12 protein-coding genes and 1 pseudogene are annotated in these 12,872 nt (G+C 67.3%); 2 read left to right on the plus strand and 11 right to left on the minus strand.

What is annotated here, in order from left to right:
• The first annotated feature begins 132 nt into the window (after positions 1–132).
• A complete protein-coding gene (locus MXC99_RS03055; protein WP_247724131.1) occupies positions 133–846 on the plus strand; it encodes an alpha/beta fold hydrolase in 714 nt (237 codons plus the stop codon).
• A 139-nt stretch (positions 847–985) separates the two neighbouring features.
• Positions 986–2,020, plus strand: a complete 1,035-nt coding sequence (locus MXC99_RS03060) for a TRAP transporter substrate-binding protein (protein WP_247724132.1) — start codon at positions 986–988, stop codon at positions 2,018–2,020.
• A 120-nt stretch (positions 2,021–2,140) separates the two neighbouring features.
• Here MXC99_RS03060 and MXC99_RS03065 read toward each other — a convergent pair whose 3' ends face one another.
• The 11 genes and pseudogenes from MXC99_RS03065 to MXC99_RS03110 form a co-directional block, all read right to left on the minus strand.
• Positions 2,141–3,412: a TRAP transporter large permease gene (locus tag MXC99_RS03065; RefSeq protein ID WP_247724133.1), complete on the minus strand. Its 1,272-nt coding sequence runs from the start codon at positions 3,410–3,412 to the stop codon at positions 2,141–2,143.
• Between the two features lie 4 nt (positions 3,413–3,416).
• Positions 3,417–3,908 (minus strand): TRAP transporter small permease, encoded by a 492-nt coding sequence (locus MXC99_RS03070; protein ID WP_247724134.1) that lies wholly within the window; start codon positions 3,906–3,908, stop codon positions 3,417–3,419.
• 71 nt (positions 3,909–3,979) lie between these two features.
• The gene (locus MXC99_RS03075; RefSeq protein ID WP_247724135.1) at positions 3,980–4,945 is read right to left on the minus strand and encodes a TRAP transporter substrate-binding protein; all 966 of its coding nucleotides are present in this window, start codon (positions 4,943–4,945) and stop codon (positions 3,980–3,982) included.
• Between the two features lie 98 nt (positions 4,946–5,043).
• Positions 5,044–6,297, minus strand: coding sequence for a M24 family metallopeptidase (locus MXC99_RS03080; RefSeq protein ID WP_247724136.1), 1,254 nt, complete (start codon positions 6,295–6,297; stop codon positions 5,044–5,046).
• 102 nt (positions 6,298–6,399) lie between these two features.
• The gene (locus tag MXC99_RS16980) at positions 6,400–6,813 is read right to left on the minus strand and encodes an NAD-binding protein (RefSeq protein WP_348772082.1); all 414 of its coding nucleotides are present in this window, start codon (positions 6,811–6,813) and stop codon (positions 6,400–6,402) included.
• A gap of 3 nt (positions 6,814–6,816) precedes the next feature.
• A pseudogene (locus MXC99_RS16985) lies at positions 6,817–7,287 on the minus strand (NAD(P)-dependent oxidoreductase); the annotation flags it as partial.
• Positions 7,288–7,311: 24 nt separating this feature from the next.
• Positions 7,312–7,656 (minus strand): AraC family ligand binding domain-containing protein, encoded by a 345-nt coding sequence (locus tag MXC99_RS03090; RefSeq protein WP_247724138.1) that lies wholly within the window; start codon positions 7,654–7,656, stop codon positions 7,312–7,314.
• 20 nt (positions 7,657–7,676) lie between these two features.
• Complete coding sequence (locus tag MXC99_RS03095) at positions 7,677–8,090, minus strand: cupin domain-containing protein (RefSeq protein WP_247724139.1); 414 nt, start codon at positions 8,088–8,090, stop codon at positions 7,677–7,679.
• A gap of 15 nt (positions 8,091–8,105) precedes the next feature.
• The gene (locus MXC99_RS03100; RefSeq protein ID WP_247724140.1) at positions 8,106–8,972 is read right to left on the minus strand and encodes a 4Fe-4S dicluster domain-containing protein; all 867 of its coding nucleotides are present in this window, start codon (positions 8,970–8,972) and stop codon (positions 8,106–8,108) included.
• Positions 8,969–11,977: a molybdopterin-dependent oxidoreductase gene (locus MXC99_RS03105; RefSeq protein WP_247724141.1), complete on the minus strand. Its 3,009-nt coding sequence runs from the start codon at positions 11,975–11,977 to the stop codon at positions 8,969–8,971. Before MXC99_RS03105 ends, MXC99_RS03100 begins: the two co-directional genes overlap by 4 nt.
• 315 nt (positions 11,978–12,292) lie before the next feature.
• A partial coding sequence (locus MXC99_RS03110; RefSeq protein ID WP_247724142.1) for a thiamine pyrophosphate-dependent enzyme occupies positions 12,293–12,872 on the minus strand: 580 nt, incomplete at its 5' end.

A 12,872-nucleotide genomic window follows, 5' to 3' on the forward strand; every position in this document is an offset into this window, starting at 1 on the left:
TTGGCATCGGAATTGCTCCGGGCGCGCGCCTACAGTGCCCGCATTGCCGCCTCCGGCATGACCGCGCGGGATCGTGTCCCGGGACACCGCCCCGCGCGCAAGGCGATCCCACAAGGGGGAGGAGTCCGCTCCATGTCCACGCTGATTTTGCTGCCCGGCCTGTTGTGCGACGACGCGGTCTGGTCCGCGCAGTGCGCCGCTCTCGACACCACCGTGCGCTGCATCGTGCCCACCTACGGCGACTGCGACTCCCTTGCCGGCATGGCGCGGGCGGTGCTGGCTCAGGCCCCCGACGGCCCGCTCGCGCTCGCCGGCCATTCGATGGGCGGCCGTGTCGCACTCGAAGTGGCACGCCAGGCGCCGGAGCGCATCGCCCGCGTTGCCCTCCTCGACAGCGGGCTCGAAGCGCTCGCCGCGGGCGCGGCCGGCGCGCACGAACGCAACCAGCGCCTGCGCCTGCTGCAACTCGCCCGCGACACCGGGATGCGCACGATGGGGCGGGCGTGGGCGCGCGCCATGGTCCATCCGGCGCGGCTCGGCACCCCGCTCTTCGAGGCCATCCTTGACATGATCGCACGCAGCACACCAGAGCGCTTCCAGGCCCAGATCACCGCCCTGCTCGGGCGCCCCGACGCCCGCCCGCTGTTCGCGTCGCTGGCCTGCCCGGTGATGCTGATCTGCGGCCGCCAGGACGCCTGGAGCCCCTTGTCCCGCCACGAGGCGATGCAGGCCCTGCGCCCGCGGGCGCGGCTGGTGCCGATCGAAGACAGCGGCCACATGGCGCCGATGGAGCAGCCCACCGCCGTCACCTCCGCCCTGCGCGCCTGGCTGCGACAAGCGGACTGAAAACGGCACGCCCGCCCTGCGCCCGGTGCGGCAGCCCCCGTCGCGGAGCGGACTACGCACCGCCTCATCCGATATCGATCCGCGTTCCCATGCCCATCCAGCTTTCACCGGCAACACCACGACAACGGAGGAGAAAAGCATGTCCCTGCACCAACGCTTCGCCCTGCTCAGCCTGCTGGCCTGTGGTGCATTACCCGCCACCGCCCAGGAGGTGACCTTGAAGGTCCACCACATGTGGACGCCAAACGCCAACGCCCCGCAGAAAATCATCAAACCCTGGTGCGAGCGCATCGCGGCCGAATCGAACAACCGCATGAAGTGCCAGATCTACCCCTCGATGCAGCTCGGCGGCACCCCTGCCCAGCTCTACGACCAGGCCCGCGACGGCGTCGCCGACATTGTCTATACCCTGCCCGGCTACACCCCCGGCCGTTTCCCGATCATGGAGGTGTTCGAGCTGCCGTTCATGACCACCGGCGCCGAAGCCGGCTCGCGCGCGGCATGGACCTTCTACACCAGGCACGCGACAAAGGAGTTCGGCGCGGTCAAGCCGCTGTTGTTCAACGTCCATGAGGAAGGCTACCTCCACACCCGCGACACTCCGCTGCACAAGATGGAAGACCTGCGCGGCCTCAAGGTGCGTGCCCCGACGCGATTCGCGACCAAGCTGCTGACGCGGCTCGGCGCCACTCCGGTCGGAATGCCCCTGCCTTCGCTGCCGGAGGCGGTCAGCAAGGGCGTGGTCGACGGCTTCCTGCTGGCTTGGGAAGTGATCCCTTCGGTGAAGCTGCAGGAGATGGTCAAGCACCACATCGAAACGCCCGCCGAACGCCCCTCGCTGTACACCAACGTGTTCGTGATGGCGATGAACCCGGCGCGCTACGCCGGTCTGCCCGACGACCTCAAGGCGATCATCGACCGCAACAGCGGCATGGAACTCTCCGCCCACGCCGGCCGGGTATGGGACGAAGCCAAGGAACCCAGCCGCAATACCGCGATCGCGCGCGGCAATACCTTCCACACCCTGCCGACGGCCGAGATCGACCGCTGGATCGCGGCCACCGCCGACCTGCAGAACGAATACGTGGACAACATGGACAAGGCCGGCCTGCCCGGCCAGGCCATGCTCCAGGACGCACGTGCGCTGATCGCGCAGCACGGAGCGGCGCGGTAGATTTCCCGCCCCGCAGCCGTCACGGCGCGGGCGGTGCGCAACCCGCACCGCCCGCTTTTTCCAGCCCGTCCGTGCGGATCGCTTCGACGCTCCCCGGCAGGCGCACGCCGCGCCGCCGGCCTACAGCGCCAGCCAGGCCGGCAGCGCCACCGACAGTTCGGGCAGTAGCACGATCGCCAGCAGCGCGACCAGGAAGCTGAGCATGAAGGGCAGCGTCGCCGTGAACAGCGGCAGCATCTTCAGCCCGGTCGCATCCATCGCGATGTACAGCCCGGGGCCGACCGGAGGCGAGACCAGCCCGGTCAGGGTCGCGACCGCCAGCACCACGCCGAAATGAATGGGGTCCACGCCGAACGACTGCGCCACCGGCAGCAGGATCGGCACGATGAAGATCAGCACGCCGATGCCGTCGAGGAACATCCCCAGGATGAACACCACCAGACAGACCAGCAGCAGGAAGCTCACCGGGCCGACCGACAGCGACGCCAGCCCGTCGGCCATCATCGCCGGAATGCCCTTGTAGGACAGCACCCAGCCCAGCAGCGTGGCGAAGCCGATTAGCGCGATGATCGAAGCCGAGGACAGGACGACCTCGCGCAGCAGCGGCACGACATCGCCGAAACCCAGGCTGCGATAGACGGTCACCGCAAGCGCCACGGAAACCACCGTCGCCACCGCACCCGACTCCGTTGGCGTCATCACCCCGGACACGATGCCGGCGATGATCGTCACCGGAATCAGCAGGGGCAATGCATCGAGCCCGACCTCGCGCCAGCTCGATGCCGGCAGCGGCGCCGCGGACGCCACCGGCAGGTGCTTGCCCGACATGGCGACGGCGACGAAGAAAAACAGCGTGATCAGCAGTCCCGGGACGATGCCGGCGATGAACAGGGTCGCCACCGACTGATAGGCCAGCACGCCGTAGATGATCATCAGCATCGACGGCGGGATGATCGGTCCGAGCAGCCCCGTCGCCACGGTGAGCCCCGCGGCGAAGCGGCGGTCGTAGCCGTGGCGCTCCATCTCGGGCACGATCACCCGGCTCATCACCGCGATCTGCGCGGTGGCGGAACCGAGGATCGCCGCGGCCAGCGCATTGACCACGACATTGACGTAGGCCAGGCCACCGCGCATGCCACCGACCAGGCGCACCGCGGTGCGCATCAGGCGCTCGGTGATCTGGCCGCGGGTCATGATCTCGCCGACCAGCATGAACAGCGGAATGGCGAGGAACCCGTTGGCTTCGATGCCCTTGACCGACTGCACCAGGAAGCTGTTCAGCATCATGTCCGCTTCGGCCTCGAAGACGAACAGGATCGCCGTGCCGAGCAACAGGAAGATGATCGGCAGGCCCAGGAACAGCAATACGAAAAACGCACTCATCGTCAGCATCGCTTCAGCCCTCCCCGGCCATCGGCGGAAAATCCGCAATCGACTGCACGGCCTGGTGGAAACACAGCAGGATCAGCTCGATGGTGACGAGCAGGTAGAGCGCCGCCCGCGGCATCGGCACGGTGGCCGAACGCTCGAGCCAGATCCAGGGCACCGTCAGGTAGCTCACCGCGTACCCGGCCAGCACCCCAGCGATGAGCAGCACCGCGACCCCGGCCGCCCAGCGGATCCAGCGCTGCAGGCGCGGCGCGACGAAGGCGCCGACCATGTCGACGGCGACGAGCTTGCGCTCGGCGACCAGCAGGCTGAGGCCGGTGAAGCTCGCCACGATCAGCAGCAGCAGCGCGACCTCTTCGGCGAAGAACAGCGGCGCCATGAGGACGTAGCGGAAAAAGACCTGCGCGATCAGCAGCACCACCAGGCTCGCCAGTGCGGCGACCGCGACCCCGAGTTCGAGGCGGGCGAACAGGCGGTCGACCCAGAACAGAGCACCCATGAAAGGTTTCCCTCCTTGAGCAAACCCGGCCGCAAGAGGCGGACGCGCCTCCCTGCCGCCGGGCTCGGGTTTCAGTTCGCCTGGTCGAATGCCCGGATCAGCGGATCGCGGTCGATGAACTGCTTGCGCACCGTCTCGACCTGGGTCGAGAACTGCGCACCGTCGAACTGCGCCACCTTGGCTCCCGCCTTGGCCAAGCGCTCGACCAGCGCCGTCTCGCCGGCGACCACGTCGTCGAGCGCCCACCGCTGCGCCTCGGCGATGACGGCGCGGACCTTTTCCTGGCGTGCGGGGTCGAGCCGCTCCCACCAGGTCCGCGACGCCAGGATCACCCCGGGGAACACCATGTGCCGGGTGAGGGTGACGTGGGGCGCCTGCTCGTACATGCGCAGCGCATTGACGATCTCGAGATCCACGTCCACCGCGTCGATCACCCCGGTGATCAGCGAAGGCATGATCTCGGGCAGCGGCAGCGCGGTCGGCGCCGCACCGAGCGCGCTCCACCAGGCGCGGAAGATGTCGCTCTGGAAGGCGCGGACCTTGAGGTTGCGGAAATCCTCGACCGAAGCGATCGGCTTGCGGGAGAGGACGTGGCGCTGGCCGTTGAGGACGTAGGCCAGGCCAACCAGGCCCTGTGTCCCGAGGCGGTCGAGCATTTCCAGCGCTTCCTTCGAATGGGCCGCCTTCGCCGCGCCTTCGAGCGAATCGAACTTGCGCGGCAGGAACCAGCCGAAGAACGCCGGGTCGCGGTTGGTCAGGTCGCCGACCGGCACCACTGCGAACTGGAGCGCACCGCCCTGCAGCAGGGAGAGCACGGTCGGCACATCGCCGAGCTGGTTGGCGGGGGCGACCGTGACCCGGTCCTTGCCTTCGGCGCCGATCGCCTGGGCGATGCGCTCGGCCGTCCTCGTATAGATGTGCGCGGCGGGGGTGGGCGTGCTGAAGCGCCACTCCTCGGCCTGCACTGGCGTGGCCAGGCTCGCGGCGATCAGCGCCATCGCGGCGCTCAGTCTGGCAATGCGGCTGAAAATGCTCATGTCTTCCTCCTCCTGAACAAACGGGGCCACATGACGCGGCCTTCGAGCGGCTGCCGGGGATGTAAAAGAATGGTTTCCCGGCGCCGCGGCTTGGAACCTCAGAACACGTCGCAGCCCGGCAGGCCGCAGGAAATCAGGCGGTCCGACGGGAAGTTGGTGATCACCTCGCAGCCGTCCTTCGTCACCACCACTTCTTCCTCGATGCGCGCCGCGCCCGAGCCGTCGGCGGCGCCCTTCCAGGTCTCGACGGCAAACACCATCCCTTCCTTGAGCACCGTGCTCTGCCCGCTGAAGCGCCGGCTGATGATCGGCCGCTCCCACAGGCTCAAGCCGATGCCGTGGCCGTACTGCAGCAGGAAGGCCTCGTCCTCGTCCTCGTAGCCGAACTCCTCGGCCGCCGGCCACACGCTGGCGACCTCTTCCACCGTCGCCCCCGGACGGATCGCATCGATCGAGGCACTGATCCACTTCGAGGCGGTCTCGTAGGCTTCGATCTGGTGCTTGTTCGGCTCCCCACACACAAAGGTGCGGTAGTAGCAGGTCCGGTAGCCGTTGAACGAATGCATGATGTCCAGATAGACCATGTCGCCCGGCTGGATGATGCGGTCGGAGAAGGTGTGCGAATGCGGCGTGCCGCGCGGCCCGGCGACCGAGTTGACGCACTCGACGCGCTCCGAGCCGAGGCGGAACAGGCGGTCGTTGGCGATCGCCACCAGCTCGTTCTCGCGCACGCCCGGCCGGATCGCCTTGCAGATGTCGTAGTAGGTGGCATCGACCATGGCCGCGGCCACCTTCAGGCACTGGATCTCCTGCGCAGTCTTGATCTCGCGCGCGTCGAGCATGGCCTGCTGGCCATCGACCACCTCGATCCCTTCCTTTTCCAGCGCGCGCAGCATCGGCAGCTCGAGCAGGTCGATGCCGAGCGGCTCGCGTTCGATGCCGTAATGCACCAGCATTTTCTTGATCTGGCGGGCGAACGCCTGCTCGGCGCCGACGCCGGGCGGCAGCGCCCCCTGCAGGGTGCTGATCGGTGCGGCCAGGTGCTCGGCGATCCACGGCGAGCTGATCCGCTTCGCCGGCGGCGCCGGGTCCCACAGGTAGGGCTGGCCGTCGCGCGGGCACAGGCAGTAGCGGTCGAACTTGTCGCGTACCCATTCGCCGATGTGGGTGCCGGTGACATAGCGCACGTTATCGACGTTGAAGCACAGCACGGCCCCGAGCCCGGCCGCCTTGACCGCATTCTGGGCGCGCTGGAAACGCTCGCGCACCATGCGTGGATAGTCGATGCCGAGTTCCCAGTCCTTGGCCATGGTGCCCCAGGGCGCGGTTGCATGCGGGCGGTTGTATTTCATCGTGAATTCCTTTCCAGATCGGTCGGCAAGGGGGTGCCCGCACCGGCTCCGGTGCAGGCGTCGCGGGGAGGGTTCAACTACAGGAAAGCGCGGCAGCGGCCATCACTCGAGCCCGCTCGCACGGGCCTGCTCGCGGGCCATCACCGACCAGTCCTTGTCGCCGTCGCCGTGGGCGATGGCGCTCAGCAGGCGATCCCGAAGCGTGTTCGCGCTCGGCAGCGGCACGCGCGCCGCCTCCCCGGCGGCGAGCACCAGGGTGGCGTCCTTGAAGCCGAGATGCGCGGCGAAGCCGGCCGGCTCATAGGTCTCGTCGGCGATCAGGCGACCGTAGACCTTGTACGCCGGGGCGGCGAACAAGCCTTCGGTGAGCACGTCGTAGAGCACTTCGGGCGCGACTTCGTACTTGCGGGCGAGGGCGAACGCCTCGCCCATCGCCTCGATGCAGCAGCCGAGGAGGAAATTGTTCGAGAGCTTGATCACCGCGGCGCCGGCAGGACGCTCCCCGGCGGCGAACACGCGCCGGCCGATGACCTCGAACAGGGGGCGGCAGCGCGCCACCGCTTCGGCCGCCCCCGCCGCGACGATGCCGAGCTGGCCGGCGCCGGCGGCGTCCGGGCGGCCCAGCACCGGCGCCGCCACCAGTTGCTGCCCGGCCTGGCGGTGGGCCTCTTCCAGCGCGCCGAGGGCGGCGACACCGTGCGTGCCCATCGCCAGATGGACGGCGCCCGCCGGCAGCGACGCGCACAGCCCGCCGGCGCCGTGGGCGACCGCCCCGAGCGCAGCGTCGTCGGCCACCATGGTGATGACGACGTCACGACCGGCGCAGGCTTCGGCCACCGAGCCGGCCACCCGCGCGCCGGCCTCGGCGAGCCCGGCGGCCTTCTCCGCGCTGCGGTTATGGATGACCAGATCGAAACCGCCCCCCAGAATACGCCCGGCGATCGCCGAGCCCATCCGTCCCAGGCCGACCAGACCTACCTTCATCGCTCGCCTCCTCGCTGATGAAAAGTGCGCTCAGTCCCTGACTTCGGGAACGCTCAGATGAAAGAGCTTGAGCGCACCGTCCGCGGGGCGGATCGAAGCGGCCTCGTTCGGCCCCAGGTAGACGCCGGCGCCGCGCTTGACGTCGTAGTCCTTGCCGTTGAGGGAAATCACCCCGTCGCCTTCCATCAGATACACCAGCTCGTGGCCGGCCGCCGGCGCCTGCGCATGGAGGCGGTCGCCGCCGGACAGCCAGTGCAGCTTGCCGCGCACGTTCTTCGCGCCGCACAGCGCCTCGTTGAGCACTTCGGCGGCTTCGCCCGCCCCCGGAACCGCCACCCGCGCGCATTCGCCGGTCTTGATGAATGTAGTCGTCATGTCCATTGTCCTCGTTCGTGTCAGCTCTGCACCCAGATCTTGCCGTCGACCTTTTCCCACAGCAGGTCGTCGGGCGTGCCGTCCAGGATCGTGGTCTGGAAACGGTTCGGAGCCTGGAATTCGAAGTAGAACAGCGGATCGACGGCGCGCAGGCGGTGCTTTTCCTCGGCCGGAATGAACACCATGTCGCCGGGGGCGACGTCGCGCACGCCTTCGGGCGTCTCCACCGTGCCGCGCCCTTCCATGATGAAATAGAAGTGTTCGCAGTTCTTGTGGAAGTGGTAGGGCGACTTCGCCCCCTGCTTGTAGCGCATGATCCCGGCGAGCATGTGGTCGACGTCGCTGAGTTCCTTGCTGACGAAGAACACCCGCTCGCGCCCGGGCACGGTCGAGACGAGCTTGGGCAGTTCGTCCTGGTGGAAAATGTAGGCCACTGTTTCCTCCTTGCTTTAGTTGGTTACCGGCGCCGGCTTGCGCGCCGGTGCCAGATCGATCGCGCCCAGATAGACGCTGTCCTGCTTCACTTCCACTTCCATGGCAAACTTCGCCTCGGCCACGCGCAAGGTGTAGGTTCCGCTGTCGCGCTTGAGGCGGCGGAAACGGAACTCCCCGAACGTGTCGCTTTCCTGCTCCTCGACCAGCTGGTTGTGCTTGAGCAGGGCGACCTTCACTCCGGCCGCGCATTCGCTCACTCCGGCCACCTCCCGGGTCAGCGCCCCACCGATGAAAACAGAATAAAAATTGGCCAGGTTCTGGTAATACACCCGCGGCTTGGCGCCGGTCTCGGGCGACAGCACTTCGAGCCCCTCGCGCGCGGCGATGGCGCGCATTTCCTCATCGCTCACCTTCAGTGTGCGCATCGCCTGGGTCGGGCACACCTGCGCACCGCGGGTGCGCGTCCACCCCTGGTCGAGCAGGTGGGCATCGAACGGCCAGGCCTGCGGCAGCTGCTTCTCTTCGTTCCAGAACACCGCGTTGTAGGGGCAGGCATCGACGATCTGGCGCTGGCCGCGGGCCTTCTCCGGAACGATAAGGACGATGCCGTCGTCGCGCTTGACCACCGCGCCGTCCTTCGCCGCCTTCAGGCAGGGCGGGTTGTCGCAGTGGTTGCACATCACCGGCAGATAGCTCACTTCCACCATCGGCACCTGCCCGGTCTCGCGCTGCAGGATGTCGATCCAGCGCTGGCCGAGCTTGGCCATTTCGTCGGCATAGCCGGGGAAGCGGTTGCCGTGATACTCGTCATGACAGGCCAGGGCGCAGCAGTTGCAGTTGAAGCACTTGGCCACGTCGATCACCAGATTCCACTTTTTCACTGCTGTGCCTCCATTTCTTCGCTCTGCCCCGGCGCACGCTTGAGCTCCGCGCTGCCGTCCCACAGCTCGATTTCGACCAGGCAGGAGTTGGCCGCGGTGCCGGTCACCTTCTTCGCGATCGAGCGTTTCGGCGTGAGCTGATTGACGCAGCCGCCGCGATCGACCGAATAGCCGGGCTCGCCGAGGGGGTCGTAGACCGCCGAAGACTCGTACGAATGCACCACGCCCCGCGGCAGGCGCGGTGTCACATGGGCGGCGCAGATCACCGCGCCGCGGTCGTTGTAGACCCGCATCAGGTCGTGCATCCGGATTCCGCGCGCAGCGGCGTCCTCGCTGTTGATCCGCATCACCCAGTAGTAGTAGCCGTCGATGAGGACGCGGTGCTCCTTGATGTCATTGACCGCGCTCTCCTTGCCGTCGCTCATGGTGTGGTAGCTGAAGCGCGAGTGCGGCGAGATCATCTGCAGCGGGTAGCGCTTGTACTGCGCGCTGCGCGGTCCTTCCCAGGACGGGACGTACTTGACGATCGGCGGGCGCTCGGGGTCGTCCGGGTCGAAGCGCTTCAGGCTCGAGCACTCGAACTCGAACTTGCCCGACTGGGTCTGCAGGCCTTCCTGGAACTTCTCCGTATAGTCGCCGGGCAGCGGGTGCGGCTCGGGCACGTCCTTCTTCCGGCCTTCGTAGAACCAACGCAACGAAGGCGGGTCGCGCCGCTCTTCAGGCAGCGGCGGAACGACGAAATAGCCTTTCTTGAGGAATTCCTTCCAGCTGATGTGCTTGGGCAGGTCGGAGGCGTCGAACATCTTCTTCACCCAGTCGAGCTCGGTCATGCCTTCGCAGAAGTAGGTGCCCAGCCCGAGGCGCGAGGCCAGCTCGGTGAAGATCTGGAAGTCGGACTTCGACTCGCCCAGCGGCTCGATGCACTTGTGCTGCATCAGGATGACGCGGTGGTTCATCTGGGTCTGGCCGTGGAGCGCGTAGCCGCCGGTGCCGCCGAATTCGCTGATGTCCCAGCGCTCGAAGGACGAGCAGGCCGGGAGCAGGATGTCGGCGAACTTGGCCTCGCCCTCGAGCCAGATCGACTGGTTCACGACGAAGGGCAGCTTGTCGGTGCGGTAGGCTTTGACGTAGCGGTTGGAGTCGTTCATGGTGCCGATCGACGCCCCACCATACTTGTAGAGCATCTGCACGGGGGCGTGCCCGGCCTTCGGGTAGCTGAACTTCTGGAACTGCCCTTCGATCGTCTTGCCGTCCCACGGATAGCCTTCGGCCTTGCCTTCGAGGATCGCTTCGGGAATGCGCAGGCGCGGCACCTTCTGCGTCACCGGGTTGAACGAGGGCAGCTGCGGCATGCGCAGGTAGAGGCTGATCGCGAGGCCGGTGCCTTCGAGATCGCCCGACATGCCGCCGTCGGCATAGCCGGGGAAGGAGAAGGACAGGTCGATCGGCGTGCCCCACTGCAGCAGGCCGTAGTTGACTCCGGGCTTGCCCATTCCCTGCATCGCCAGCAGGCAGGCCAGGGTGCGCGCCCACTGGATGCCGGTCGCCGAGCGGCAGGCGCCGCCATGGCCGTTGCCCCAGCCGCCCGCGCCCAGGTAGGTCTTCCTGCTCCCCCAGCGCCGCGCCAGGGCACGCACTTCGCGCGCCGGCACGCCGGTTTCCGCCTCCTGCCACTCGGGCGTCTTGGGGATGCCGTCTTCCTTGCCGAGGAGGTAGTCGCGCCACTTGTCGAAGCCGACGCAGCGCTCAGCGACGTATTGTTTGTCGTACAAGTCCTCGGCGATCCACACCTGCGCGATCGCCATCGCCATCGCGGTGTCGGTGCCGGGCCTGGGAGCGATCCATTTGCCGCCGAGCAGCGCCGCGGAGTGGTTGTAATAGGGATCGACATGCACCAGCTCGATGCCCAGATCATGGAGCCACTGGCGCCGCGAAGTGCCCTCGAAAGCCGAATACGAGCCGCTGGTCGCCTCCGGGTCGGCCGACCAGAAGACCACCATCTCGGCCTCCTTCATCAGATCTTCGACCAGGCTGTAGGTCTCGGTCTGGCCCAGCCGCATGCTGTGGCCGAAGTGGTGCATCGCGCCCCAGTACCAGCCTTCCCAGCTGTCCGGGTTGTGCATCACCTTGGTCGTGCCGATGGCGTTGAAGAACTTGTAGGCGGCGCTGATGTAGTAGCCGACGTTGCCCCAGGTGTGGTGGGAGCCGTGGTTGGCCATGATCGCGCCGGGGCCGAAATCGCGCTTCACGCGCTGGATTTCCTTGGCGACGATGTCGTAGGCCTCGTCCCAGCTGATGCGTTCATAGCCCGAAATGCCGCGGTTGTGGCAGTTGCGCTCGCCGTCGGGATTGAAATCGACCCGTTTCATCGGGTACAGCAGGCGGCTGGGCGAATAGATCGTCGACTTCGAACACATCGTGTGCGGCGCCACCGTGGTCTGGCGTGGCGGCGTGTAGCGCTTGCCGCGGGCCTCGATCGACCAGGTCGGGGCGTCGCTGTCGTCGAACTCGATCGGCGTCATGCGCACGATCTTGTCGTCCTTGACATGGACGAACAGCGGGCCGCCGTTGGTGTTGGTCACATAGCGCTTGACGCCGTTGCCGAGCTCGGTGCCGTACTCCCAGCCGAGTGTCGGGATCATGTTCATCGTCTGGGTAAACCAGACCACCAGCTCATCGGGGCCGTCAGCCTTGAGCTGGAAGTTCTTGATCGCCTCGACCCGCTCGACCTGGTCGACGTTCAGGGCGAACAGCTTCAGGCCGACTTCGGCGTTGGCAACCGTGATCGTGATCGCGGACGAAGGGTGGCGCCCCGCCGCCGAGCCGACCTTGCCGTTGAGGAAGGTGAAATGGCGCTCGACCGTGTTGTCGTCGGTCCGCATCTGCACGGTGAAATTGCGCTCGCCGAGACGGCGCCGGAAATGCGGATGGCGGCGCGCCATCAGTTGCAGCACATGCTTGAGCCCGTACAGCAGTGCCGAGAATTTGACTTCAGCTAAGGCCATAGTCCCCTCTTTATTGAAATCCAGGTCTGTCGAGCCGATCGGTGCCGACCTTGTCGATGCCTGGCAGTCTATCCAGCCCCCCAATCTCCAAGTGATTCAATCTGACTCCCTGTCGATCGCTTTTACGCATCGCATCCGCCCGTCACGAGCCTGCCCCGGACGCCCTCCGGAGCGGATCGAAAACGAGGACCGACACCCCGCCGCCCGCCCCTTGCCGGGCCGGGAAAACGGGGTGCTCGTCCCCTGCGAGCGGCCCGCGCAACACCTCCCGCGGAGCGGAAAGACCCTGTGCCGGCGGGAGTGGGCCTGGAGCAGCTAGACCGGCAGCGGGTCTGCGGCCCGGGCGGCGGGCGGCGGCGGTTCGGGCGAGCGGAGGCGGTCGCCCGGCGAGCGGGCTTCCCCGAGGAGGAATTCGTGCTCGAGCGCGGCGACGGAATCGACGCAGGCCTTCCGCGCCGGCTGGAAGGGTTTACGGCTGCCGCGATACAGCACACCGAGGTTGAGGCCGTCGTCGGTCATCAGGCGGCGGGCGGCACGCGCCGGATCGTCGGTCGGATCGACCGCGGCCGGGTGTACGGCGTCCTTCCAGTCGCGCTGCTCGGGGCGGAAGGTGACGCAGGGGCTGAGCAGCTGGACGAAGGAGAAGCCCGGATGGCGGATCGCCTCGGTGATCAGCTGGGCGGCGCCGTTGGGGTCGCCGGAGAAGCCGCGGGCGATGAAGTTGGCGCCGGCGGCGAGCGCGATCACCAGCGGATGGAAGGGGTTGATGCCGGTGCCCTGGGGGGTGAGCTTGCTCTTTTCCCAGTCCGGCGCGGTGGTCGGCGAGGCCTGGCCCTTGGTCATGCCGTAGACTTCGTTGTCCATGACGATGTAGGTCATGTCGACGTTGCGCCGG

This window comes from Thauera aromatica (assembly GCF_023093595.1).
Taxonomy (GTDB): domain Bacteria; phylum Pseudomonadota; class Gammaproteobacteria; order Burkholderiales; family Rhodocyclaceae; genus Thauera; species Thauera aromatica_A.

Excerpts from the sequence above, each read along its gene's own strand:
- MXC99_RS03055 (WP_247724131.1), top strand. The coding sequence starts at position 133 with ATGTCCACGCTGATTTTGCTGCCCGGCCTGTTGTGCGACGACGCGGTC.
- MXC99_RS03060 (WP_247724132.1), top strand. The coding sequence starts at position 986 with ATGTCCCTGCACCAACGCTTCGCCCTGCTCAGCCTGCTGGCCTGTGGT.
- MXC99_RS03065 (WP_247724133.1), bottom strand. The coding sequence starts at position 3,412 with ATGCTGACGATGAGTGCGTTTTTCGTATTGCTGTTCCTGGGCCTGCCG.
- MXC99_RS03070 (WP_247724134.1), bottom strand. The coding sequence starts at position 3,908 with ATGGGTGCTCTGTTCTGGGTCGACCGCCTGTTCGCCCGCCTCGAACTC.
- MXC99_RS03075 (WP_247724135.1), bottom strand. The coding sequence starts at position 4,945 with ATGAGCATTTTCAGCCGCATTGCCAGACTGAGCGCCGCGATGGCGCTG.
- MXC99_RS03080 (WP_247724136.1), bottom strand. The coding sequence starts at position 6,297 with ATGAAATACAACCGCCCGCATGCAACCGCGCCCTGGGGCACCATGGCC.
- MXC99_RS03090 (WP_247724138.1), bottom strand. The coding sequence starts at position 7,656 with ATGACGACTACATTCATCAAGACCGGCGAATGCGCGCGGGTGGCGGTT.
- MXC99_RS03105 (WP_247724141.1), bottom strand. The coding sequence starts at position 11,977 with ATGGCCTTAGCTGAAGTCAAATTCTCGGCACTGCTGTACGGGCTCAAG.